Source organism: Chroococcidiopsis sp. CCALA 051, assembly GCF_003015105.1.
In the GTDB taxonomy this organism is placed as follows: domain Bacteria; phylum Cyanobacteriota; class Cyanobacteriia; order Cyanobacteriales; family Chroococcidiopsidaceae; genus Chroococcidiopsis; species Chroococcidiopsis thermalis.
In genome coordinates this window covers 1-23797 of record NZ_PYCI01000106.1, presented here as the reverse complement: position 1 = coordinate 23797, position 23797 = coordinate 1, and the positions used below count along the sequence as shown (strand labels likewise).

14 protein-coding genes and 2 pseudogenes are annotated in these 23797 nt (G+C 43.6%); 7 read left to right on the top strand and 9 right to left on the bottom strand.

The window, feature by feature from the left end:
* A pseudogene (locus C7Y66_RS21940) lies at positions 1-448 on the top strand (WYL domain-containing protein); the annotation flags it as partial.
* Between the two features lie 37 nt (positions 449-485).
* Here C7Y66_RS21940 and C7Y66_RS21935 read toward each other — a convergent pair.
* The 3 genes from C7Y66_RS21935 to C7Y66_RS21925 form a co-directional block, all read right to left on the bottom strand.
* A complete protein-coding gene (locus C7Y66_RS21935) occupies positions 486-923 on the bottom strand; it encodes an Rrf2 family transcriptional regulator (protein ID WP_015155042.1) in 438 nt (145 codons plus the stop codon).
* A 153-nt stretch (positions 924-1076) separates the two neighbouring features.
* Positions 1077-2792, bottom strand: a complete 1716-nt coding sequence (locus tag C7Y66_RS21930; protein ID WP_106547219.1) for a response regulator — start codon at positions 2790-2792, stop codon at positions 1077-1079.
* An 8-nt stretch (positions 2793-2800) separates the two neighbouring features.
* Positions 2801-8815 carry a hybrid sensor histidine kinase/response regulator gene (locus C7Y66_RS21925; RefSeq protein WP_106547218.1) on the bottom strand — a complete coding sequence of 2005 codons (6015 nt, stop codon included), beginning with the start codon at positions 8813-8815 and terminating at the stop codon, positions 2801-2803.
* Positions 8816-9206: 391 nt separating this feature from the next.
* On the opposite strand from C7Y66_RS21925, the gene C7Y66_RS21920 reads away from it, so the two are divergent.
* The 6 genes from C7Y66_RS21920 (at position 9207) to C7Y66_RS21900 (ending at position 15764) form a co-directional block, all read left to right on the top strand.
* Positions 9207-10832 carry a mechanosensitive ion channel family protein gene (locus C7Y66_RS21920; protein WP_106547217.1) on the top strand — a complete coding sequence of 542 codons (1626 nt, stop codon included), beginning with the start codon at positions 9207-9209 and terminating at the stop codon, positions 10830-10832.
* A 189-nt stretch (positions 10833-11021) separates the two neighbouring features.
* On the top strand, positions 11022-11150 hold the full coding sequence (locus C7Y66_RS33080) for a hypothetical protein (protein WP_255410040.1): 129 nt from the start codon (positions 11022-11024) through the stop codon (positions 11148-11150).
* A 35-nt stretch (positions 11151-11185) separates the two neighbouring features.
* The gene (locus tag C7Y66_RS21915) at positions 11186-11731 is read left to right on the top strand and encodes a RimK/LysX family protein (RefSeq protein WP_199197571.1); all 546 of its coding nucleotides are present in this window, start codon (positions 11186-11188) and stop codon (positions 11729-11731) included.
* Between the two features lie 2 nt (positions 11732-11733).
* Positions 11734-13368, top strand: a complete 1635-nt coding sequence (locus C7Y66_RS21910) for a UUP1 family membrane protein (RefSeq protein WP_106547216.1) — start codon at positions 11734-11736, stop codon at positions 13366-13368.
* Between the two features lie 6 nt (positions 13369-13374).
* Positions 13375-14319 (top strand): alpha-L-glutamate ligase-like protein, encoded by a 945-nt coding sequence (locus C7Y66_RS21905; protein WP_106547215.1) that lies wholly within the window; start codon positions 13375-13377, stop codon positions 14317-14319.
* Between the two features lie 398 nt (positions 14320-14717).
* Positions 14718-15764: a hypothetical protein gene (locus C7Y66_RS21900; protein ID WP_199197570.1), complete on the top strand. Its 1047-nt coding sequence runs from the start codon at positions 14718-14720 to the stop codon at positions 15762-15764.
* Here the strand turns inward: C7Y66_RS21900 and C7Y66_RS21895 are convergent.
* The 6 genes and pseudogenes from C7Y66_RS21895 to C7Y66_RS21870 all read right to left on the bottom strand — a co-directional run.
* The gene (locus C7Y66_RS21895) at positions 15761-17440 is read right to left on the bottom strand and encodes an iron uptake porin (RefSeq protein WP_106547213.1); all 1680 of its coding nucleotides are present in this window, start codon (positions 17438-17440) and stop codon (positions 15761-15763) included. The genes C7Y66_RS21900 and C7Y66_RS21895 overlap by 4 nt on opposite strands.
* Positions 17441-17460: 20 nt before the next feature.
* Complete coding sequence (gene rppB, locus C7Y66_RS21890; RefSeq protein WP_106547212.1) at positions 17461-18813, bottom strand: two-component system sensor histidine kinase RppB; 1353 nt, start codon at positions 18811-18813, stop codon at positions 17461-17463.
* Positions 18800-19504: a two-component system response regulator RppA gene (rppA, locus tag C7Y66_RS21885; protein ID WP_106547211.1), complete on the bottom strand. Its 705-nt coding sequence runs from the start codon at positions 19502-19504 to the stop codon at positions 18800-18802. The genes rppB and rppA overlap by 14 nt, the downstream gene beginning before the upstream one ends.
* A gap of 15 nt (positions 19505-19519) precedes the next feature.
* On the bottom strand, positions 19520-19987 hold the full coding sequence (locus C7Y66_RS21880) for a hypothetical protein (protein ID WP_106547210.1): 468 nt from the start codon (positions 19985-19987) through the stop codon (positions 19520-19522).
* Positions 19988-20262: 275 nt separating this feature from the next.
* Positions 20263-23433 (bottom strand): efflux RND transporter permease subunit, encoded by a 3171-nt coding sequence (locus C7Y66_RS21875; RefSeq protein WP_106547209.1) that lies wholly within the window; start codon positions 23431-23433, stop codon positions 20263-20265.
* 19 nt (positions 23434-23452) lie between these two features.
* Positions 23453-23797, bottom strand: a pseudogene (locus C7Y66_RS21870) (efflux RND transporter periplasmic adaptor subunit); the annotation flags it as partial.

Sequence of the window (23797 nt, the reverse complement as noted above, 5' to 3'; positions counted from 1 at the left end):
ACAGTACACCGTGCGCTATGCCGAACCGCGCTTTTTTGATAAACGCTATTACTTACTCATATGGTGTGAGGAAACGGAAGATGTAAAAAATTCGATTCCCAACTTACCCGAACTTTGGCACAATCGCACTTTAATCTTCGATCGCATTCGTTTAATCGTACCCGCAAGCGGTGAATGGCGAGAGGGATTAGATCATTTAAAAGTATACTTACACTTTCGAGGCGGGATGGTAAAATCCTATGAACGCAGGGAAGATGACTTAGAAGACGAAACGATTGGGGATGTGCGTCAAGTCGTGCGGCGGGTTGTCAACGAGTTTTGGCTGATTCGAGAAGTCTTGCGTTATCGGCAAGATTGCGTCATTGTATCACCACAGAGTATGCGCGATCGCCTCAAACAAGAACTCATTACCATGTGCCAGTTGTACGATATCGAAACCAAAAGTTAAATATGGCAAGGATACGAACTAAAAATATCGCTTAAGTCTAGATATAGTACATATAATCTAACTGCCGACGAGCGGCAACGCGATCGCACAAGTCTTGGAGCGTATAGTTTTGCCAAACTGCATTCGCCGCCTGTTCTGCTGATTGCCAAATTTCCTCAACTGCGCCTCGTTCTGCTCCTTCAGCAGTGCTTTGCTCTACAGAAGATGCGATATCTAATCCTTCAATACATCGCAAAGCATCTAGCAGCGTAATTTGGCGTGGTTCGCGTGCCAGGATGTAACCACCCTTAGCTCCACGGATACCCTTAATCAGTCCGCCTCGCCGCAATATTGCCAGCAGTTGATCCAAATAACGCTCTGGTATATCTCGTCTGGCTGCTATCTGCCGAATTTGGAGCAACTGAGCGCTCTGATAAGCATTCGCCAACTCTAACAGCGCCAGCAGTGCATATTCAGATTTGCTCGAAAGTTCCATTGGAAAAACTAGCCGGAAAGGACGATGTTTTTACTTTAGGTGACAAGATGGCGCGAAACAAATAGAGTTTCTTATCAGCATGATAAACAAAATTCATCGATCCTGACCAGTATCAAAGCGATCGCATATCCCAGCGACACGAACAAAGCCCCCTCAATCTATGGATTGATGCATAGGTAGCGTCACGATAAATTTTGCTCCTTGGCTTGGCTTACTTTCAGCTGCAATACTGCCACCATGCCGCTCGACAATCTTACGGCAAATTGCCAAACCTATACCCGTACCTTCGTACTCGCTGCGACCGTGCAACCGTTGAAAAACTTGAAAAATGCGATCGCAATACTTTTGGTCAAAACCAATACCGTTATCCTCAACTGTAATTTGACAAAGATAAGTATTTAGTAAATTCTCAGTTAATTGTTCTCGATTATCGATAATTTGACTGTATATCTTCACGCGAGGAGGTTCGTTTTTTCGCCGAAATTTGAGGGCGTTGCCAATCAAATTCTGCAATAACTGACGCATTTGTAACGGGTCGGCATGAATGCTTGGCAGCTCGCTCAGTTCCACCTGCGCCTCAGTTTGTTGAATTAACACTTCTAAATCTGATAGTACCTCTTTTGCTATCTTGGCAAGATTCACTGTAATGAAGGGTTGCGCTCTAGTTGTAATTCGTGAAAATACGAGCAAATCGTCAATTAAAATCTGCATTCTCTGGGCTGCATTTTGCATCCGTCTTATATAGTCAGCCCCCTGTTCGTTCAGCAGCTCGCCATATTTTTCTTGAAGTCTGTTGCCAAATGCTTGAATCTTGCGCAATGGTTCTTGCAGATCGTGAGAGGCGATCGAGGCAAACTGTTGCAGTTCGGCATTCGATCGCGCTAGCTCCTGAGAGTAGCGAGTTTCTTGTTCTAAAAGTTGAGCTTGAGTTATAGCAATACCAATTTGATCGGCTAGCTGTCCCAGCAACTCTGTCTCAAAATCAGTCCAGTCTCGCGAGCTACTGCATTGATGAGCAATTAATAGACCCCAGAGTTCTGCTTTGATAATAATCGGCACGACCAGTTTTGCTTTAACTTGGAATTGCCGCATAAATTCAACTAAACACGGCGCAATGTTTTCTTCCCGTTCCACATCGGCAATGCCGCGAATTCGCCCTTGACAGTAAAGCTGATGGCAATCTTCTGGAAAAACTTCCGCAGCAAATTGCTGTCCCAGAACTGAGAACCAACCAGGTAGCACTGCCTCAGCAACTACACTACCAGTACTATCCGATCGCAAACGATAAATTAAAACTCGATCTGCTTGCAGAATCTTCTGGACTTCGATCGCCGCCGCTTGTAGTATGTCCTCCAACTCAAGAGATTGACGAATTTTCAGCGTCACCTCCGCAAATAATTGCGATCGCTGATACTGCCGTTGGCGCTGCTCGATCTCCTGCTGCAACTGTACGTTTTGCGCTTGGAGTTGCTTGGTTAGCGATCGCAACCGCAGATGTGTCTGCACCCTTGCCAAAACCTCTTCATGCTGTAATGGCTTAGTCACGTAATCGACTGCTCCCACCTGTAAACCCTTCACTTTATCTGCTGTTTCAGATAAAGCAGTCATAAAAATTACTGGAATCTCCCGCGTTGATTCACTGGCTTTGAGGCGGCTGCAAGTTTCAAAACCATCTATCCCTGGCATCAAAATATCTAACAGGATCAGATCTGGCGAGGCATATGCTGCTTTTTGGAGCGCGCTTTCACCATCTTCAGCGATCAAAATTTTGAAACCGTAATTAGTTAAGAAATCGAAAAGGATCTCCAAATTAGTAGGAGTATCATCGACAACTAGGATCGTGCCTGGTTCGGCAGTAGCCACGCTCATTCATGCCTCTAGATATCTAAGTATTTTTTCACAAACTCCAGAATTTGTTTCTCTTTATAACTTTTAGCGAGTTGACGCAGATGCAGCGCAAATGGTCTGTATCGTCGATCTAATGCTTCAATTCTAACGGCTTGTTCTATAATGCCTCGAATGTCACCTCTCATTGCCAGATCGAGTAACTTCACCATCTCCTCGGCTGGAGGAGGAACGATCGCGCCTGCTGCCAATTCGCTTGCTGAGGAATTATCTAAAGCTTTCTCTGTCGATTCTTCCTCATAAATCCATTGCAAACCTAAGTGAATCCTGAGTTTTTCTAATAAATCTGTCTCGCGAACTGGCTTTGGCAGAAAATCATCGCAACCGACTGCTTGACTCTGCTGCCGATCGAAATCGAATACGCTAGCTGAGATTGCGATCGCCACTACACCTGCTAACTCTGGCAATGTCCTGAGACGACGAGTCACTTCAAAGCCATCCATTCTAGGCATGACTAAATCGAGGATGACACAATCAGGCTGAAACGCCTGCGCCTTAGTCAAACCATCGAGACCGTCGATCGCTTCTAACACTTCAAACCCCAATGGCTCTAGCATATTAACTATGACAGAACGGTTCGACCATTTATCGTCTATTACCAACACTTTCAATTTGTTGCCTTGAAAACCGATAATTCTTTGTTTACTTATGTTAGTAACTTCAGCTAATTGGCAAATTCTCGGTAATTCTAGCTCGAACCAAAAAACACTCCCTTGACCCAAAGTACTCTTGACTTTGATGTCACCACCCATCTTTTGTACCAGCTGCTTGCTGATTGCCAAACCCAATCCCGTTCCTTCAACGCGATCGCGATGCCTGCCTACCTGCTGAAACGGTAAGAAAATTTCTTCTAACTGTTCTGCTGCCATGCCAATTCCCGTATCTTCTACTTGAAACCGCAGTTTTCCAGCGCGATCGCTCACTTTGAAAGTTACGCTACCTTTTTCGGTAAACTTGACAGCATTACCCAATAGATTCAGCAAGACTTGTCGCAGTCGTTTCTCGTCAGCGCGAATGAATTGCGGCAGGTTAGACGGTTTGTAAGTTAAACAAATGCCTTTTTGCTCGGCGCGAATTTGACAGATATCGACAATCCCCGCTAGAAATTCTAAAAAATTGAAATCGTGACAATCGAGTTCCATTTTTTGGGCTTCGATTTTGGAGATGTCTAGAATATCGTCGATCAAAGTCAGCAAGTGATCGCCACAGCGATGAATGATATCCAAACCATTCTTTTGTTGCTCGGTTAAAGCTTTTTCTTTCTTAAGAATTTGAGCGTAACCCAAAATGCCGTTTAGCGGGGTGCGGAGTTCGTGACTCATATTGGCTAAAAATTCACTCTTAGCTTGACTAGCAGCCTCGGCTGCTATTTCTGCTCGCTGGCGATCGCCAATTTCCTGTTGTAGTTGCACGTTCTTTGCTTGTAGCTCTAGCGTCCGCTCCGCTACTTTAGTTTCTAAAGACTGGTTATAATTCTCTAAATCGTGATAAAGACGAGCGTTTTCGATTGAAATTGCGGCTTGAGCAGATAGCAGTTGTAAAATTTCTAGGCGGTCGGGTGTAAAAGCTCCAGTCGTGAGATTGTTTTCTAGGTAGAGAATCCCCGTCAGTTTCCCCTGGTGCAGAATTGGCGTGCATAAAACTGATTTTGGTTGGCGATCGACAATGTAAGGATCGGCAGCAAAGATTTCCTTAACAGTTGCATCATTTAAAACTACAGATTCTAGAGTTCTAGCTACATAATTGATAACAGAAATAGGAAGGATAGGATGATTCTCAGGCGTTTCCGATATTCTGAAAGGGAGCGCTTCCCGCACTGCAATTTCATCTACATCAATTCCCCCAGTTGTTTCAACGTAAAGTTCTCCTGCTTTGTCTAAGATTAAATATCCTTTTTCCGCCCCTGCATTTTCTAGCACTATTTGCATGAGTTTAGTCAGCAAATTATCGAAAACAATTTCACCTGAAACTGCTTGTGAAGCTTTCATCACAGTTGCTAAGTCTATGTTCTTGAAGCTTTCACTCAGTGTAGGGGTTGAAATTTGAATAATGGCTTCGGATGAGGCTTGATGCTTCTGACTTTTAACAAGAATTTGAGGATAATCGATCTCTAGATCTTTAACTTTTGCCGTTGCTCCCCAACGTAGATAACCGTAGTAAGCTTCGACTAAGTAAACTTGAGCAATTTTATCTCTGCCTTGTAAAAAATAAAATTTGGCTGCTAACTCATTCGCCAAGGCTTCTTCTTGAATATATCCATGCTCTTTAGCGCCTACGATCGCGCGATCGTAAGACTCCATAGCTTGCCAATATTGACCTAATACCCGCGCTTGCTCTGCTTCTACTAATTCGTACTTATGCTGAAAATTCATCGGGGCATGACCTGCCCATTTTTGCATTTTTTCCTGGTTATGGAGTACTCTGTCTAAAAGTTGTGCTTGCTGCGATCGCGATGCTGAGGGATACATGGCAATTTGTGCCAGAGAATCGTAGAAATAGAAGACTGGCACAACCAGAAATGCTTTGACTCCATCTAAATACTGTACGGCTCGTTCTGCATTTTCTAATGCTTGCTCGTACTCACCAAATAAATAACAAAGAATCAGTTTGTTTATATAAAAATAGTGCAGTCCGGTGCGATCGTTGGCTTTCTGTAATAGCGGTAGCGATCGCTCTTCGTTGTACGCTTTACCTAACAAACAGCAACGATTTTGAGTTGGTTCGAGTAAGTTAGCTACTGACTGCTGAAAGATTTGATTCCAACTTAAGGCATTTTCTTGCTTTAACTGAAGCAGAGCATCGCTGACGTTTGCCATGTCTCGCTCCAGATTTGCCAGTTCCTGACCCGTAAAATAGGAATATTGGCATCTTTGCATGGCAGCATAGCCACCATATTCAAAATGCCCGTTTTCCAATCCATTTTGATATCCATTCAGTAGCAGTGGCAAAGTCTCTTTAGCGTGTACTTTTCCATGCATCGTACACGATCCGGCGACAAAAAATACACTAGTTTTGAGTTCTAGGGTGTTGAATCGTTCCACTAAGTTTAAAGCCAACTTACCAAATTGATAAGCCGACTCAACATCCTCAACTATGCCGTTTAAAATCACGCCGTAACAAACATAACCGTAAGCCGAAAAAGGTGTATTGCCAAATTCCAGCGATAAATTCACCTGTTCGCAGACAACCAAGGGAAATAACATCGGTGCGGCTTGATAGGTGGGAGAACCTAAACTAGTTAGCATTCTGATGGCTGCTAGCTTATCAACCTCAGTCATCAACGGTAGGTCAATCAAGTCTTCTATATTTTTCCCAGCCAAATTTGTTGCCGTGCGACTGAGTGCGTGTTGCAAATCTAAGGAACTAGGCGACTGGGGTAATCTTACCCCCAGCAGTTCCAGTGCTTGTAATCCAATGGCGATCGCTTCGAGTTGTTTGACTTGCGCCATGCAAGTTTGAATTTTGACTTCATAAACTTTCATTTTGTCAATGGGAGTTTTTGCCTGTTGTAAGACAATCGTTGCCCATTGCTCCATTTGCTCGAAGTCGCCATTCAGGTAAGCTGTTTCTACCGCTGATTCGTAGAGTGCCAGTGTTAGCTCGTACTGATTCTGCCAGCTATTTGCTGTTAATAATCCCAAACCCACTCTAAAGTACCGCATAGCAGACTCATATGCCGTTGCTGCTTTCGCTTTCTGACCTGCAATCAGGTTGAGTTCGGCTAGCTCGTATTTTTCCGCATCTAAAGTGAGTAAGTCAGAGCCATAGTTTAGGTGATTGACTAAAGCAAAAATATTTTCTTTTCGTTCTGCAATTGCAGTATTTTTGAGTAGTAATTGACCTATTTTTAAATGAGTCGCTTGTTTTTGTGAATCGGGAATGAGAGAATAAGCTGCTTGCTGGACGCGATCGTGTAAAAATCTGTAACTAACTTTTAATGGTTTAACTAATAAAATTGTTGAGGTATCTGGCTCGATGACGAGCGGAATTTTATAGGCTTCAGAAAGTGGTGAAATTAGATTTACTTGTAGGGCTTCCCATAAATATTTTGCAGTTTCTAATAGAGATTTTTCATTGACAATCGCTAAAATATCTAATGTAAATTTATCTCCAATACAGGCAGCAAACTTCAGAACTTTCTGCGTCTTTGGTGATAACTTTTGAATTTGGCTAACCATTAATTCAACAACATTGTCAGTAATATCAATTTCTTGAAGCACATGAATGTCCCACTGCCAGCCAGCGCGATCGAAATCAAATGTCAACAGTTTTTCTTGATATAGAGATTTTAGTAGTTGAGTTAAGAAAAAAGGATTACCTTGAGTTTTCTTAAAAACTAATTCAGCCAGCGCCTTAGTTGTAGTCGTGTTCGTGCGGAGAGTATCGGCAATTAATTGGTTAGTGTGGGTAATTTGTAAAGGCTGAAGGACAATATTGTTCGTTACAGCATGAGCTTGTTGCATCTCAGCCAGAGTTGATATGAGAGGATGAGAGCTACTGACTTCGTTATCGCGATAAGCTCCAATTAATAATAAATATTGACTATGCGAGTCACAAACAAGCAACTGAATCAGTTTTAAAGAAGCTAGATCGACCCATTGTAAGTCATCTAAAAATATAACCAGTGGATGTTCTGGCTGAGTAAATACGTGAATAAATTGTCGAAATACTCGATTAAATCGGTTTTGGGATTCAGTGATTCCTAAACTAGGAACTGCTGGCTGCACGCCAATAATACGTTCAACTTCGGGAATCACGTCAATAATTATCTGACCGTTAGAACCTAAAGCTGTCAAAAGTTTTGCTTGCCAACTGGCAATGCGATCGCTACTTTCGGTCAGTAATTGTCGGATTAATTCTTGAAACGCTTGAATTAAAGAAGCATAAGGAATATTTCGCTTAAATTGGTCGAATTTTCCCGAAATAAAATATCCCCGCGCTCCCACAATTGGTTTATGAACTTCGTTAACTAAAGAAGATTTACCGACACCAGAATAACCGCTGACTAACATCATCTCCGTCGCGCCTCGACTGACGCGATCGAAAGCTTCTATGAGAGTTGCAACTTCTCGTTCGCGTCCGTAAAGTTTTTGGGGAATTAGAAATTGACTAGATAAATCGAGTTGTCCCGCACGGAAGGAAGAGATTTTCTGGGTCGTCTGTAACATTCTCAGACAAGTTTCTAAGTCAGCTTTTAAACCCAATGCACTTTGATAGCGATCTTCTGCCGTTTTTGCTAGCAATTTCATCACGATTTGGGCGATCGCTGGTGGAATTTCCGGCTGATATTCTCTAGGCGATACTGCGGCTTTAGCAATATGAGAGTGAATAAGTTCTAGTGGATTGTTTGCCTGAAATGGTAACTGTCCTGTCAGCATTTCATAGAAAGTCACGCCTAACGAATAAAAGTCAGTCCGGTAATCGAGCGCGCGGTTCATCCTGCCTGTTTGTTCTGGTGAGATATAGGCAAGATTGCCTTCTAATAATTCAGGAGGACGAATGGTCTGATTCTCTATAGGCAAGCGTGAAGCAAGGCTAAGATCGATAAAGATCGCTTGACCTGTTTCGGAATTAACTAAGATATTGCAGGGCTGAATATCTTTATGAATAATATTGTGTTGATGCAGCCGAGCGACGGTTGAAACTAATTGAATAGCGATTGATAAAAAGCTATTCAGTTCAATTTTTTTTTGCGATTCAAGCAGTCTTTTTAAAGATATCCCTGGAAAATCTGCATAGATTATGGCTAAGCCGCTTTGATAACTTTCCAAAGCCAATGGCTGAACGAATCCTACTATTTTCAGGTCGTGAAGAATGTTATACTCGTGTTTTAAGTAAGTCAGCTCTTCTATAGATGTCCGCTCGGCTTTCGGAGTTTTAATAATAACTGAGGTTTTGTCTGTATCTCTATAAGCACGATAAACAGTCGTGTTAGTGCATTCAGTTATAACTTCTAGTAGCGTGTAACCCGCGATCGCCATGCTCATATTCTGGTTGCACTAATGGAATAAAAGTTTTAATGGATGTCAATCCATTCGATACATTTTTCAATAATGAAAACTCAGTTTTCATAATAGCCAATTAATGATTCTAGCAAACCCTACAGCTTTCAAGCTTTTTGTCAAGAAAAGCTTAAACTTCGAGCCGAGCGAATTTAGGCGATCGCACTCACCCGCTCATCCAGCATCGAGAGACTGCAAGAGCTATTTTTATGAAAACGAATTTGTACTGTCTTTCTCAAGGAAGATGTTAGTAATTCAACAGTAGGATAAATTCTTTGTGTCAAAAATACTCATTTGAGTGTATCAAACGATCGCCTAATAATTAGAAGTACTATTCCTTAGTTCAAATTACTCAAATAACTCGATAGAGATTTGCATGGTTCGTTCTCGCCGTTTTCGACTCGTATCTAATTTCATAGTTGCAATTATTGCTATAGTCCTAGCCTTGGGATTGTGGTTTCCCGCGATCGCCCAGACACCTACAAAAGTCCCTGTCGTGCTAGACGGAGAACCAATCTTTCAAGTCAGCAATTCAGGACAATATAGCGCTCGGGAACGAGCAGACGCGATCGCTAAACAACTACAAAATGTAGTTCAAGCCGATCGACCGATCCAAGTAGAAATTGAACAACGCAACCAGTTACCGACAATTTTATTAAACGATCGCTACCTACTGACAGTTACAGAACGAGATGCAATTCCAGGTAGCACGCCGCAAGAGCAAGCAAGTCAATGGGTGCAGCAAATTCAGGAGGCATTAGAGCGAGCAAAAACGGAAAGAACGACAGCTTATCTTTGGCAAACTATTCTTTTAGCAGCAGGAATTGTCCTGATAGCTGCCGCTTTAACGTGGGGATTGGGATGGATTAAGCATCGTTTCTTTCAAGCGGCTCAAGAGCAATTAACTGCTAGTACGGAAGCTGATGCCGATCGCCAACCATTACGCATATTAGAATTTTTGTTCAAACTCGTGTTAGCGATCGCGCGGATCGGGCTTTGGATAGGGGTTGTCCTTTACATCACGAACTTATTTCCCTTTACGCGACAGTGGAGTTACCAAATTGCTAACGTTCTTGGGACTAGCCTTGCATCGCCAGTTTTGACGCTGAGCAATAACTCTTACTCTGTCATCGACTTGGTAATTTTAGCCGGATTGCTGTTTGGCTTAGTCATCTTTGCTGGAATTGTCACCAATCTGTTTCGCTCTCGCGTACTGCGGTATGCTGGCATCAATCGCGGCGCTCAAGAAGCGATCGCTATTCTGGCGAAATACGGTCTGATCTTTGTTGGCTCGCTGGTATTGCTGCAAATCTGGGGACTTGATATTAGTTCTTTAGCGATCGTTGCCAGTGCCTTAAGTGTGGGGATTGGTTTCGGCTTGCAGGATATTGCCAAAAATTTCGGTAGCGGGATCGTATTGGTGTTCGAGCGCCCGATTCAGGTGGGAGATTTTGTTGAAGTGGGAGAATATAAAGGGACTGTAGAGCGGATCGGAGCCAGAAGCACTGAAATTCGCACCCTCGATCGCGTTTCGATCATCGTGCCGAATTCTCGCTTTCTCGAAAATGAAGTAATTAACTGGAGCCACCGCAACCCGATCTCGCGCCTCCATCTCCCCGTTGGCGTTGCCTATGGTTGCGATGCCAAAGCTGTAGAAGCCGCTTTGCTAGAAGCAGCTCGCAACCATCCTAAGGTGTTAAAGTCTCCCCCGCCGCAAGTGCTGTTTAAAAGCTTTGGCGACAGCGCTCTAGATTTTGAATTATTGGTTTGGACGAAGGAACCGGAACGGCAATTTTTACTCACCAGCGATCTGTACTATCAAATTTACGACGTGCTGAACCAAAGAGAAATTGAGATCCCTTTTCCACAACACGATCTCCACTTGCGTTCTGGAACGGTGGGATTGTCACCACAAGTTGAGTCCGCTTTAACTCAAATGCTAGCACGTTGGCACAATAACGGCGATCGCCATTCCCATACTTCAGGTGACGGCAAATCGTAATTGGGAGGCTAGGGGGCATCAAGTATGACTTCCCGCCATTTTTTTCTTGCCGATCTGCGATCGCAAATTTCGGTTGCACCTTTTGTATCCTTTGATAGCGGTTTTCAATTGGATGCAATACATGTCTGGTAGGGGCGCACAGCTGTGCGCCCCTACAAATAAATGTCATCCGCACACTTGAGAATTGCTATGAGAACACTAGCAATCCCCGCTTTGTCAACAAATTGCCACAAATCTACCTGCGGGGCGATCGCGTCACAAGAGTATTTAAGTACATTTACTAAGGAAGAAAAATTACTCAGTACGGGTAGCTATTAGTTGTTTAGTCGTGAAGAGTGGAGTTTGGTTTTATTATGATGGCTACACCTAAAAATATTTTTATTGTTTTGTCGCTCGGTATGTTGTCAGCCACGGGATGCAGCATACAACAGTCTCAAGCTGTTAACTCATCATCACAACAGACTCAGATAGTTGGTTGGGTCGAGAACGGAAAAATTGCTGGTGTCGATAAGGAAGTCAAAGTAAAACTCGATACAGGGGCAAAAACAACCTCTATTAACGCTGAAATTTTGGAAAAGCCGGACAAAGAAACAGAATCCGGTGGTACGATTAGATTCCGATTTTTGGATGGAGAAGGTAACAAGGAAGTATTCGAGCGTCCCATCGTGCGTTGGGTGGAAATTAAAAGTCGTGAAGGTAGCGATATTCGTCGTCCAGTGGTGCGGATGAGATTTTGTCTTGCAGGGCGATGGATTGAGGAAGAAGTCAACCTTGCCGATCGCGATGATTTTAATTATCCCGTTTTAATTGGACGCAATATGCTCAAGCAAGGCAAGTTAGCTGTCGATTCATCTCAAACTTTCACGACAGAACCATCCTGTCCGAAACAGGAGGTATAACAGTGAATCGTACATTTCGCGCTGTGCTGTTAGCATTATTTTTAACAGCAATTGGGTTAGCTATTTTCGTACATAAAATTACAGCTTCTAGCGTCCCCCTGTTTCCCAACCAAACATATAACAGTTGGTATGTAGAAGCGAAACTATCGCTGAATTCAGATGAATTAGGTTTGGAATCGGACGAGGAAGAAAGATTAACTAAGATTAAATTTCACTTACCCTTACCATCTCAACGCTACGAGATTGCGAAAGAAGATTTTATCAATGAAGGTTTCGAGCGCGCCGTTGAGTATACCAAGAACAATTCAGGCAATCGATTTGCTGTTTTTACTCAGCAGGAAATTGATAGCAGAGAATTTTTATTTTACCGAGCCATCATTCAGAGAAAAGAGGGCGTTGCACCTGGTAGCGAAGAAGTGCCGATTTCAGGCAGACGGTTAGTGGACAAACAGTTAGTTAGATTTGGCGAAAATACCGAGAGAGTCAAAGATAATCTGAATGAAAATCCACCAACAGTAGAGATTAACGCGCTATTGAGCGAAGCAGCTAAAAAGTCAAGCGATCGCCTATCGTTAGCAAGAAATCTTTATCAACTAGCTGTCCGTCCCGATGATATTCGGATACAGGCAATTCGCCGCAACATCAGAAAGGAAGAATCTACAGTAGAATTGGTAGCATTTTTATTGAACCGAGCTGGCGTACCTGCACGGGTTGGGAATGGCATTTTGCTGAGAAGCCAAGAGGTGTATTCTACTGATTTTATTCAGTGGCTAGAGGTACAACAAGGCGATCGCTGGCTAGCTTTCGATCCAGTCAATTTGAGCTTTAGCGAACAAGATCGCTATTTAACTTGGTGGTACGGCTCGGATCGAGTCATTCAAGCCCAAGGCGCGAACAATATTGCTTTAGAAGTCGTCGTTCAACCCAATACCGACAACGGACTGACGCGAGCAATTTGGCGGGGGAGAAGAGTCACAAATCCATTTTTAGAATACTCATTTTTGCGGCTGCCATTATCAACGCAACGAGTCTTTCAAATCTTAGTACTAATTCCAATTGGGGCGCTCATCATCTCAATTTTGCATCAAATGATTGGGTTACAAACTTTTGGCACGTTCACCCCTATTCTAATTTCGCTTGCCTTTCGTCAAACTGGGATTTTTGTGGGAATTCCGTTGTTCGTTTTTGTAGTGATTATTGGGCTGTTATTTCGCGGCTATTTGAATCGATTGCAGCTGTTAATCGTACCGCGACTCGCTGCAATTTTGACCGCAACTGTTTTGGTAATTGGTGGTTTGGCAATTCTGCTAGAAAGCCTCGATATCAGTTTGGGCTTATCAGTTTCGTTATTCCCGATTGTTATTCTTGCCATGACAATTGAACGAGCAGCAATGCGGTGGGAGGAAGCAGGACCAACCGAGACAATAATTGCTGGAATCGGTACGATTGTTGCAGCAGTTATTGGCTATTTCTGCCTCATTAATCCTTATGTAGAGCATTGGGCATTTATCTTTCCAGAATTGTTGCTGCTGGTTTTAGCATTAAATATTCTCGTAGGGCGCTATAACGGATACAAACTCATCGAGTATTTTCGCTTCCGGTCTTTACAGCGGCAGTTAAGACAAACAGAAGGATAAGCTGAAATGTTAACATCATCGCTCCAAAGTTACGGGATTTTGGGAATTAACGCTCGTAATTTAGATTATCTTTTCCCCACAAATCCACGACGGCTCTATCGCTTGGCTGATAGTAAATTAGAAACGAAAAAGATTGCTCAATCTATTGGCGTACCGACTCCAGAAACATACGGTGTAATATCATTTCAAAATGAAGTGAAACAGTTAGCCAGGATTGTTAAGCAACATCAATCTTTTGTTATTAAACCCGCTCAAGGTAGCGGCGGCGACGGCATTGTTGTGATTAAAGAGGTGATGGAAAAGGGCTATCGCAAAGCCAGCGGTTCAATTCTAGAACCAGGCGACTTACACTATCACATTTACAACATCCTTAGCGGTATGTTTTCTTTAGGCGGACAAACCGATCGCGCCATTATTGAATATGCCGTACAATTCGATCCGGTATTTGATGAAATTGCCTATCAAGGCGTTCCCGACGTGCGAGTCATTGTCTACAAAGGAGTTCCGGCAATGGCAATGTTGCGCCTCCCGACACGGGCTTCTGATGGCAAAGCGAATTTGCATCGCGGTGGTGTTGGTGTAGGGATAGACCTTGCTACTGGCAAAACGCTAGCAGGGATTCAGAAAAACCGCTATATCGACAACCACCCAGAAACAGGAAAGCCTTTGCGCGATCGCCAAATTCCTCACTGGCAAGCTATTGTAGAAATGGCAGCTAAATTAGGCGACAAAACGGAGTTTGGTTATCTCGGCGTTGACATCGTTTTAGATCGGGAACGAGGACCGCTGTTGTTAGAAATCAATGCTCGTCCTGGACTGTCGATCCAAATAGCCAATCGCGAAGGATTAATCCCACGTTTAGAGGCGATTGACGCAGCTTTACCAAAACTCTCAGGCATTGGCGACAAAATTACTTTCGCCCGCGAAAAATTTGCCGTGACTACCAATTGACATAGGTTAAGAACAGCGGGCAATTGAATAAATTTTATACATTTGAACTTTTCTACATAATCTTCAATCGAACGCTTGCTAGGAGCGTTCGATTGAATTAGGAAATATATTGTCAGCGATCGAGATAAAAGTAATACAGCGATCGCTTCGTTAATTAAGTACCAAAAGTCCGAAGCCAAGAGCAAAGTGTTCAGATAAAATAGTCTACAATCTTATTTTTTGCTCAAAGCTAATCAATATTTTACAGAATCTTTAATTAGTCAAACATTAATCAAATCATATCTTTAATTAATCAAAAGTTAATCAGATAATTACCAAGATATATTCTTGAAATAACCAAATATACTGCTACCTGATTGCTGAGGCAGTATGAATTTAAATTTAATACGAGAAAATATATGATGAGCGATCGAAAGCAGATCGGGCGACTTCAAGAAAAGCCTCTGGGTGCATACTTGGTTGAGGCTGGTTTGATTACTCCAACTCAATTGAATATGGCATTGAAAGAACAAAAAGACCCTGAAAAACGCTTGGGACAAATTTTAGTAGCTAAAGGTTGGGTGAAACAGCCAACTATTGAATACTTGATGGCAAAAGTAGTGCTGCCAGAACGAAAGGTAGGCAAAGAGCTATTTCATCTAGATGAAAACAACAGTAAAAATCTGGTAGACAGAGTGAGTACCCAATCGCACTCAAAACTACCAGTGTGCGAACTTAGATTTCATCTCTCTGCTGCCAAAACAGTGCGATTCCTACTAGCACTGGTATTTGGTCTGATCTTTATTTCTCTCTTGGTGCAGTTTAGTTTGTACTACCTACCTAATTACCCCATGAGAGACACAGTTTTAGTGCCGTTATTTAATGTTGATGGCGAACAAAATTTTCCAGCCCTTTACTCTTGCTTGGCATTACTCTTTTGTGCTGCCATCCTAGCAACAATTACCCATGAAAAGAAAGTAATGGGCGATCGCTACACGCGCTATTGGGGGGCTTTAGCAGTTATCTTTCTGTTTCTGTCCCTGGATGAAATACTGAGTCTGCACGAAAAAACACTTGAACCAGTGCGAACCGCGCTGCAAACTGGAGGAATATTCTACTTTGCTTGGGTTATCCCTGCTTCTGTCTTAGTTGTTGTCTTTGCGCTAGTATTTCTCCGATTCTTAGCTCATCTTCCTACTGGCACAAGAAACCTATTTGTCATGGCTGGAACTATCTACCTCGCAGGTGCGCTTGGTATGGAGATGATAAGCGGCTACTATGCAGATTTATATGGAACAGAAAGCATACAGTATATCATTTTAGTTACTATTGAAGAACTGCTAGAAATGTTAGGCATTATAGTTTTTATCTACACGCTACTCTCGTACATGAGTAAGTACATAAAAGGTATAAACCTACAAGTAAGCGCCAGCATTCACGACAAGAAGTTTAAAATCTCAGTTTAAAATCTTAAGGTAGTCCGAACGGTTCCGAGATAAATCGTGCCGTTGTTTTCGTTGTGTTCGGGATTGGTAATAATTAACAAGCCTGGAGTAATGGCAATATTTTCAGTTGCTTGCCAGCGGTAGAAAAGTTCTAAATGTAAAGATGTATCGCTATCTACATAATCCGTTCCTAAATCGTTACTAGTAACTTTAGGCGGTTGCCCGATGACAACTCCAGCTAAACTGTTTTCTGTGCCGAGATCGGGAAAAGCCAGCGTTAGGGCATAGTTGAAAATAGTTGCTTGTGGTTCGCCTGAAAGGTCTTGGGCTTTGGCAGTAGTCAGACCAACCCAACCACCTATAGTAAAACCAGAACCGATCTTAATATTTGTTTCTAATCCATAAGAACTTGTCGTGATATATTCGCTTTCATCGTCAAAAGGATCGTTAGCCAGTTCACTACCCGTGCCTGTATCTAAGTTGTCGTAAAAGCGGACGTAAGTTAAACCTAGTTCGATATTGTCGGTTGGTTCTAGAATTAATTGAGCGATCGCCCCATACTTTTCACCATCGCGCTGGTAAGCCAAAACCACATCAATGCGATCGCTCGGTTCTAGAGTCAGTTGGGCAACCGTACCATCGGTATCACCCCCAAGGCTGGATTCAGCATCATCAGCATCGTCGGCATCATCATCCGCAAGTCCTAAACTTAAACTGACAACATCGCTAAATTCATACTTCAGCCGCGCGATCGCGCCAAAATCTAATCTATAGAACGGACTATATCGACCAAAGCGGGAAATCGCACCACGTCCGCTAGTACTAAAGGCATTGTCGCTATTAGCCACACGTCGGACATCAGTACTATCTGAGGTGATGTATAACTTGGCTGCTTTACTAACAGCAAACCTGTATTCCAGTTGGTTGAGATCGAATACGTTGTCGCTGTCGCCATAAAATCCCAAGCGAGTCATTTCCGTTCCCGTCGCATCGTCTAAGCTAGGAGTATTTTCCGCTTCTAGACGCACGAACAGGCGATCGCTCTCGTTGAAGCTGATATCGAAGTTGAGCCAGACGCGATCGCTCAAAATAATACTCTCGTCCACAGCTTCATCATCATCAGCCTTGCGATCGCCGTTAACACCACTGACAGCAAAAATAACTTCTCCTGTCAGCTTGGCAGTAGGGGAAAATTGTTGTGCTGTCAGATCGGCAACTTCTACTGCTAAATTCTCGACTCGTTTGGGTAAAGCTGCCAGTTCTGGGGCAAACTCTGTTTGCAGGCGTTGAATAATCGATAAGTCCTCTTGGCTAACGAATTCAGCATTTTTCGCCGCATTCAATGCGTGGAGGCGAGCGATCGCAACATGTAATTGAGCAGCAAACTCATAACGAGTCACGCTATCGTTACCTTGAAAGATTTTGTCATTATTGATAACTAATTTGTAACGCTCGTACAAAGATTTAAGTGCTTGAAAGCTCCAGTCAGTAGGTCGAATATCTGCCAACTGGGAAACAGGAGTTACCGAAATTGTACCGTTAGAGATATCGCTCTCTAGGTATGAAATGTATTTTATTGCGTCTGTAATCGCACTCTCACGAGTAGGGACATCAGCACCGATCGCGCTGTTTGCTAATGCCAAAATGAGGCTGAGAATAGCCGAACCTATAGATAAATTAGAAATAACTTTTAACATCTTTGCTATTGCTAAAACCTTTAATCGCGATCGCGAGGTTGTATATCTGCTCGTGCGCTCCCTGTCGCAACTCCTAGTGGTAATCGAACGGTAAAGGTACTGCCTTTGCCCAACTCGCTGTGTACCTCCAAGCTACCCTTATGTGCTTGGACGATCGCCATTGCGATCGCCAATCCCAAACCAGAACCGCCAGTCATTCTAGAGCGATCGCTATTCACGCGATAAAAGCGATCGAAAATCCGCTGCTGATGTTCTGGTGCAATCCCGATACCTGTATCTACAACTCGAATGATGGCGCGATCGTCCTCTTTGTCTAAAATTGCCCTAACACAACCGCCTGTATGGGTGTATTGAATCGCATTAACCATCAAGTTAGTCACCAGACGATACATCTGTTCTTCATCCCCGACGATCTGTAATGGCTTATAGACTTTAATTTCAGCTTTCAACGTGACTGCTGCGGCAAGCGCTAAAGATTCCAGTTCTTCTACCAAATCGCTAATAATATCGTTAAGACAACAAAGTTGATGTTGCACTAGTAAAGATTGGCGCTCCATGCGCGATAGGAGTAGCAAATCTGCAACTAATGCCGTGAGTCGCTGGTTCTGGCGGTTGACGGTTTGCAAAATCTCGCGTGCTTCTGGTTCGGGCAAATGGGGCGATCGCAGTGCCGATTCAACGGTTGCTGACAGTGCAGCTAGTGGAGTTCGCAGCTCGTGAGCGGCATCAGCCGTAAACTGTTGAATCTGTTGGTATGACTGGTATACTGGCTGCATGGCTCTACCTGCCAGCCACCAACTCGAAACCGCTACGAGCATGATGGCGCTTGGCAACCCCAGCAACAACACTAACTTGACATTAGCTAAATAAGCGTCCACGTCGCTGAGGCTACGTCCTACTTGTATGTATCCCCAAGGGCGATTGTCTTGAGTATGCAGCGATAGAGAAATTTGGTGGTAGCGATTTCCTTGGCTATCGGTTAAGGTTTGCCACATGGGTTCTCCCGGCGTTAAAGGTAAACCATCCGGTAAGAAACCTAGAGCAGCGACATTCTCTCCCGAAAGACTTAAAAACCTAGCATAGTAGTCGCCCTGATGAATTGCTCCTAAAACGTGGCGTTTGTCCCTCTGTGGTATCTGTGTCAACTGTTGAATTGTTGGTTCTAAACGTCCTGGTTGCCGTAAATCTTTTTCAACATCGTCGTGTAGCGTACCAGCGACAACCTCTATCTCTCGGTCGAGAGTTTGCCAATGAGCGTGGATAATTGCCCGCTCGACTCCAAAGCCAAGTAGACCGAGAATAAAGCTCATGACAGAAGCATACCAGATTGCAAGTTGCCAGCGAGTTTGAGAAAAAAGCTTATTTTGCTGCATTAGGCATATTCAGGCGATAGCCTCTACCAGAGACCGTTTCGATCGCGCGATCGCTATCTACTACTGCTAATCGTCTTCTGAGCAGGCGAATTTGAGCTGCTACAACGTTACTTGTGGTATCTGCCGTAACTTCCCAAAGTTGATTGCGGATCTGCTCGCTGGTGACAATCCGGTTTGGATGCTTCATGAAATACTCTAGCAGCTGAAACTCTTTATTCGTTAATTCGACTAACTGCTTACCACCGGAGCGTTCCAGACGATAGACACTGCGGGTATCGTAGTCCAAAATTAAATTACCTGCTTGTAGTTGTTGGGGTTGAAGTTGAGGCGATCGTCGATGGAGTGCCTTAACTCTTGCTAGCAGTTCCGCCATACTAAATGGCTTTACTAAATAATCATCTGCCCCTGCACTCAAGCCAGCAACTCGATCTTCGACGCTATCTTTGGCAGTTAGCATTAACACTGGTAGTGGGCTGTTTTGCCTCCTCAAGCGCTTACAAAGCTCTACACCCGACATTCCAGGCAATAACCAGTCAAAGATAGCTAGCGTATACTGCATCTGCTGGTTTTCTAAGTAATCCCAAGCTTCCGTACCGTTGAAAACCAAGTCAACCACATATTTTTCTTGGTTTAAGGTGCGCTTGATGGCAGTTCCTAAGTCTGGTTCGTCTTCAACTAGTAGCACTCTCATACTGTTGCATACAAATTACTGCTTAAAACTAAAACGTCCGTTAACTTTTTCACCTTTAATATCGGCAGTAACTTTCACTTGATATTGACCAGATGCTTTGCTAGCCAACAAAGCCGCATAATGTTTACCTTTACTGTCATATTTTAAAGGAAGAGTTTTCTGCGTCCCATCGGGCATTTGAATTTGAGCGGTTACTTTAGCATTGGGAATTGCTTCATGGTTGTCTCCTCTTTGCAAGTAAAAATCTAAATGCATTCCTTTATCTTCTTTCACAGGTACTAGCTCTAAGTGATAAGCACCTGATTCCACAACTTGACCACCTTTTTTAGGTTTACTGTCTTTAGTTGCACCTGCTGTTTCACTAATTATTTCAGCTTGCGCTTTAATTTCTGAAGCTATAACGTTTGAGTCGCGATCGCTACTCCCTAAGAAAATTAATCCTGCAACACCTAAAAATAATAAGTTTGAATGGAATGTTTTCATGATTCAAATCCAATTGATGTAATGTTTGTAAATAAGAATATCTTGAGCAATTACGCTTCTACATGACGGAACGTTGAGTTATATCTAAATCTGACACTAGCTCAGTCTTTTTGGGAAATAAAAACTCATAGGTTGCAGAGCGGACGATCCCCCCAACCCCCGATGAATTGGGGGGCTATGATTCTGCCTTTTCCAAGGGGAGCTAGGGCAATACAGCTCAGATAAGACTCGCTCCTCCCAACCCCCGATGAATTGGGGGCAATATTCCCCCCTTTTTAAGGGGGGCTAGGGGGGATCTTCGAGGATCTTATACTTTTAACTGAATCATATAGGGAGCTAGGGGGGATATTTGAGGCTCTATCGTTTGTAACTGAATTGTATGGAACCAAAAATTTGCCAAATTGAGCATATAAAGCTGGAATAACTAGCAGGGTTAATGCAGTGGAAGTAAACAACCCACCTAAAACCACGATCGCTAAAGGTTGCAAAATTTCCTTACCTGCTCCACTACCAATCACCAGCGGAACCATACCTAGTGCTGAGGTAAGAGCGGTCATTAAAATAGCCGCTAGTCGTTCCATAGAACCCTCAAATAGGACTGACTTCAAGGGCATTCCCTGCGCTAACTTGGCGTTGTAGTTTTCAACTAATAGTAAACCGTTGCGCGTGGCGACTCCAAATAAAGTGATAAATCCGATCGTTGAAGCCACAGAAATGACACCACCACCCAAAGCCACAGAGAAAATGCCTCCTACCAAAGCCAAGGGTAGGTTAATTAGAATCATCAACATGGCAGATATTGACTTGACAGCAAAGTACATTAAAACTGCAATGATGATAATAGCTAAACCACCAAATAGGAGTAAGTTTTGAGTAGCTCGTTGCTCTGATTCAAACTGACCGCCATATTGAACAAAATAGCCAGATGGCAGTTGTACTTGCTGTTTAATATTAGTGCGAATATCTTCAATAACAGAACCTAAATCTCGACCGGATACGTTAGCAGAAACAACAATCAATCGCGATACATTTTCCCGATTAATGGTATTGGGACCAGTACCGTAGTCAATTTTAGCAACAGATGCCAGAGGAATTTTCTGTCCGTTGGGAGTATCGACTAATAAATTTCTGATAGTTTCTAAGTTATTGCGCTCGCTCTGTTTTAACCATACTAATAAGTCGAATAACTGTTGTTCTTGCAATACCTGAGAAACGACTCGTCCATTTAAGGCAGTTTCAATCGCTTCTGATAGTTGACCGACTGAAAGACCGTAACGAGCAGCAACAGGGCGATCGAATTGAATTTGTACCTGTTTAATTGGAACTTGGGGTTCTAGCTGCAAATCTACGATCCCCTGGACGTTGCTTATTGTTGCCTGAACTTCAGCACCAATACTGCGTAGTTCATCCAGTTCAGGACCAAAAATTTTCACCGCGATCGCACTTCTGACTCCAGATAGTACCTCATCCATCCGGTGAGAAATAAAACCACCAATACTAGGAGCAACACCTGGTAATTTCGCAAATTCTGCTCTAACCTTTTCAATAGTCGCCTCTCGGTCTTTCATTCCTTCATCGCTAATTTCTATATCTACGTGTCCCAAGTTGACACCACCCGCATCCGCATCTCCTGGCGCACGTCCAGAGCGTAACTGCACGGACTCAAACCGAGGATCGCCTTTAAGAGCTTCTTGAATTGCCATCCCCGACTTGTTTGTGACTTCTAATGAAACACCAGGGTATAGCAACATCGCATTGACAAGCGATCGCTCTTGAAATTCCGGTAAAAACACTCGTCCTAGCGACGGTAAAACGATCGCGGAGGCGATAAATAAAGCTACTGCGATCGTCAGAATCACACTCGGAACGCGAATGGAAAATCTGAGTAGGGGACGGTACAGCCGTTGAGACCAGCGTGAAACCCAAGTTTCTTCCTCTGGTAATCGGCGGTTGGCTAACAAAATGGCACATAAGGCTGGCGAGAGCGTCATTGCTACCAGGGTTGAAGCAAAAATAGAGACTAAGTAAGCTACACCCATTGGAGCAAAAATTCGACCCTCTACTCCTGTCAGCGTAAAAATTGGGGCAAAAATCACAGCGATAATGACTGTAGAAAATAGCACGCTCACGCGCACTTCTACTGAAGTATCGTAGACCACTTGGAACGGATGAACCGGATTTCCCGCTAGCTGATTTTTTCGCAACCCTCGGTAGGCATTTTCCATATCCACAATTGAGTCATCCACCACCGAGCCAATTGCTACCGCTAGTCCTCCCAAAGTCATCGTGTTGATACCTTGCCCAAACCAATTCAAAATTAGCAATCCAATCAATATTGATAAAGGAATGGCGCTGAGAGTAATGACGGCAGTACGCCAATTCATTAAAAACAGCACCAGAATAATGGAAACAATAATGATGCCATCGCGCAGGGAATCTTCAACATTTCCGATCGCGTCGTCGATGAAGTTTTGCTGGCGAAAAGAAACGGTAACTTTAACATCTTTGGGTAGGCTAGGCTGAATATCTGCGATCGCTGCTTCAATCGCTTTTGTCACGGTCGGAGTATCAGCTTGAGGTTGCTTGTTAACCATCACGACAACTGCTCGCTGACCGTTGAAACTGCCATCACCCCGTTGCAAAGCTGCGCCGATTTGTACGTCGGCTACATCACTGAGTAATACGGGTTTGCCGTTACGGGCAGTAACGACCGATTGTTTCAACTCCTCGATTGATGAAATTCGCCCGATGCCCCGAATTAATAATTCTCGATCTGGGTTGACAAGAAAGCCACCAGCAGCATTGGTATTCGCCGCTCGTGCTGCTTCGGTAACTTCTGCCAAAGACACATTAAAGGCTTGTAACTTTGCAGGATCGGTCAACACTTGATATTGGCGAATATCTCCTCCATAGGCAATGACTTGAGAAACTCCTGGCACTGCCAGCAGGCGGTTAGTAATATCGCGATCGACCAGCCGCCTCACTTCCATCAGTGGTGTCGTCTCAGCAGTAAACGCATATTGCAACATCGTACCGATGGGAGAGCTAGTTGGAGAAATTTGCGGTGGCTCGATATTCTGAGGTAGCTTACTTTGGGCTTGCTGCAATCGTTCTGTCACCAACTGGCGAGCTTGAAATACATCAGTGTCCCAGCTAAAGATGACCTTGACAACGGAAATTCCAACCGCAGAAGACGAGCGTACTGTCGTCACTCCAGGCGTACCATTGATGGCACTTTCAATTGGTAATGTAATTAAAGATTCGACTTCTTCAGGAGCTAGTCCTGGTGCTTCTGTTTGAATTTCAACTTGGGGCGGTGCAAAATTCGGAAAAACATCTAAGGGCATCTGCCTTAAATTGTAAATTCCTAATATGGTGACAATAATTGCTCCCAGAACAACCAGCCAGCGTTGAATAATTGACCACTTCAGGATGGAATTGAGCATTGACTTACCAAAAATATCTTTACTTCCAATCTCCGATCTCTGACTGCTGGCTTCTCGTATGATGGTTGTCGTTCATCGAATTTGATTCGTCACCAAAAACAGACTCTCCGCTCTCGCCTGGTTCGGATGCAGGATAAGTCGATCTGCTAGAACTTTTACCATTTCGATACTCATTCACTTCGTCAGCAAATCCTGTAGACGCTGACACGAGCTGAGACTTGGTACGACGACTAGACCAAACAGCACCTGCCACGAAAGCAGCAATACCAATTACCAATCCGCCTGTTGCTCCTGCCAACCACCAAGGAAATTGCAATCCTGTTGTTGTAGAGGCAGAAGTTTTTTCTCGCCCTGCTCCCCCTGC

Bases quoted from the DNA above. Each gene is read 5' to 3' on its own strand.
- C7Y66_RS21935 (WP_015155042.1), bottom strand. From the start codon at position 923: ATGGAACTTTCGAGCAAATCTGAATATGCACTGCTGGCGCTGTTAGAG.
- C7Y66_RS21930 (WP_106547219.1), bottom strand. From the start codon at position 2,792: ATGAGCGTGGCTACTGCCGAACCAGGCACGATCCTAGTTGTCGATGAT.
- C7Y66_RS21925 (WP_106547218.1), bottom strand. From the start codon at position 8,815: ATGAGCATGGCGATCGCGGGTTACACGCTACTAGAAGTTATAACTGAA.
- C7Y66_RS21920 (WP_106547217.1), top strand. From the start codon at position 9,207: ATGGTTCGTTCTCGCCGTTTTCGACTCGTATCTAATTTCATAGTTGCA.
- C7Y66_RS33080 (WP_255410040.1), top strand. From the start codon at position 11,022: ATGAGAACACTAGCAATCCCCGCTTTGTCAACAAATTGCCACAAATCT.
- C7Y66_RS21915 (WP_199197571.1), top strand. From the start codon at position 11,186: ATGATGGCTACACCTAAAAATATTTTTATTGTTTTGTCGCTCGGTATG.
- C7Y66_RS21905 (WP_106547215.1), top strand. From the start codon at position 13,375: ATGTTAACATCATCGCTCCAAAGTTACGGGATTTTGGGAATTAACGCT.
- C7Y66_RS21900 (WP_199197570.1), top strand. From the start codon at position 14,718: ATGATGAGCGATCGAAAGCAGATCGGGCGACTTCAAGAAAAGCCTCTG.
- C7Y66_RS21895 (WP_106547213.1), bottom strand. From the start codon at position 17,440: ATGTTAAAAGTTATTTCTAATTTATCTATAGGTTCGGCTATTCTCAGC.
- rppB (WP_106547212.1), bottom strand. From the start codon at position 18,813: ATGCAGCAAAATAAGCTTTTTTCTCAAACTCGCTGGCAACTTGCAATC.
- rppA (WP_106547211.1), bottom strand. From the start codon at position 19,504: ATGAGAGTGCTACTAGTTGAAGACGAACCAGACTTAGGAACTGCCATC.
- C7Y66_RS21880 (WP_106547210.1), bottom strand. From the start codon at position 19,987: ATGAAAACATTCCATTCAAACTTATTATTTTTAGGTGTTGCAGGATTA.
- C7Y66_RS21875 (WP_106547209.1), bottom strand. From the start codon at position 23,433: ATGCTCAATTCCATCCTGAAGTGGTCAATTATTCAACGCTGGCTGGTT.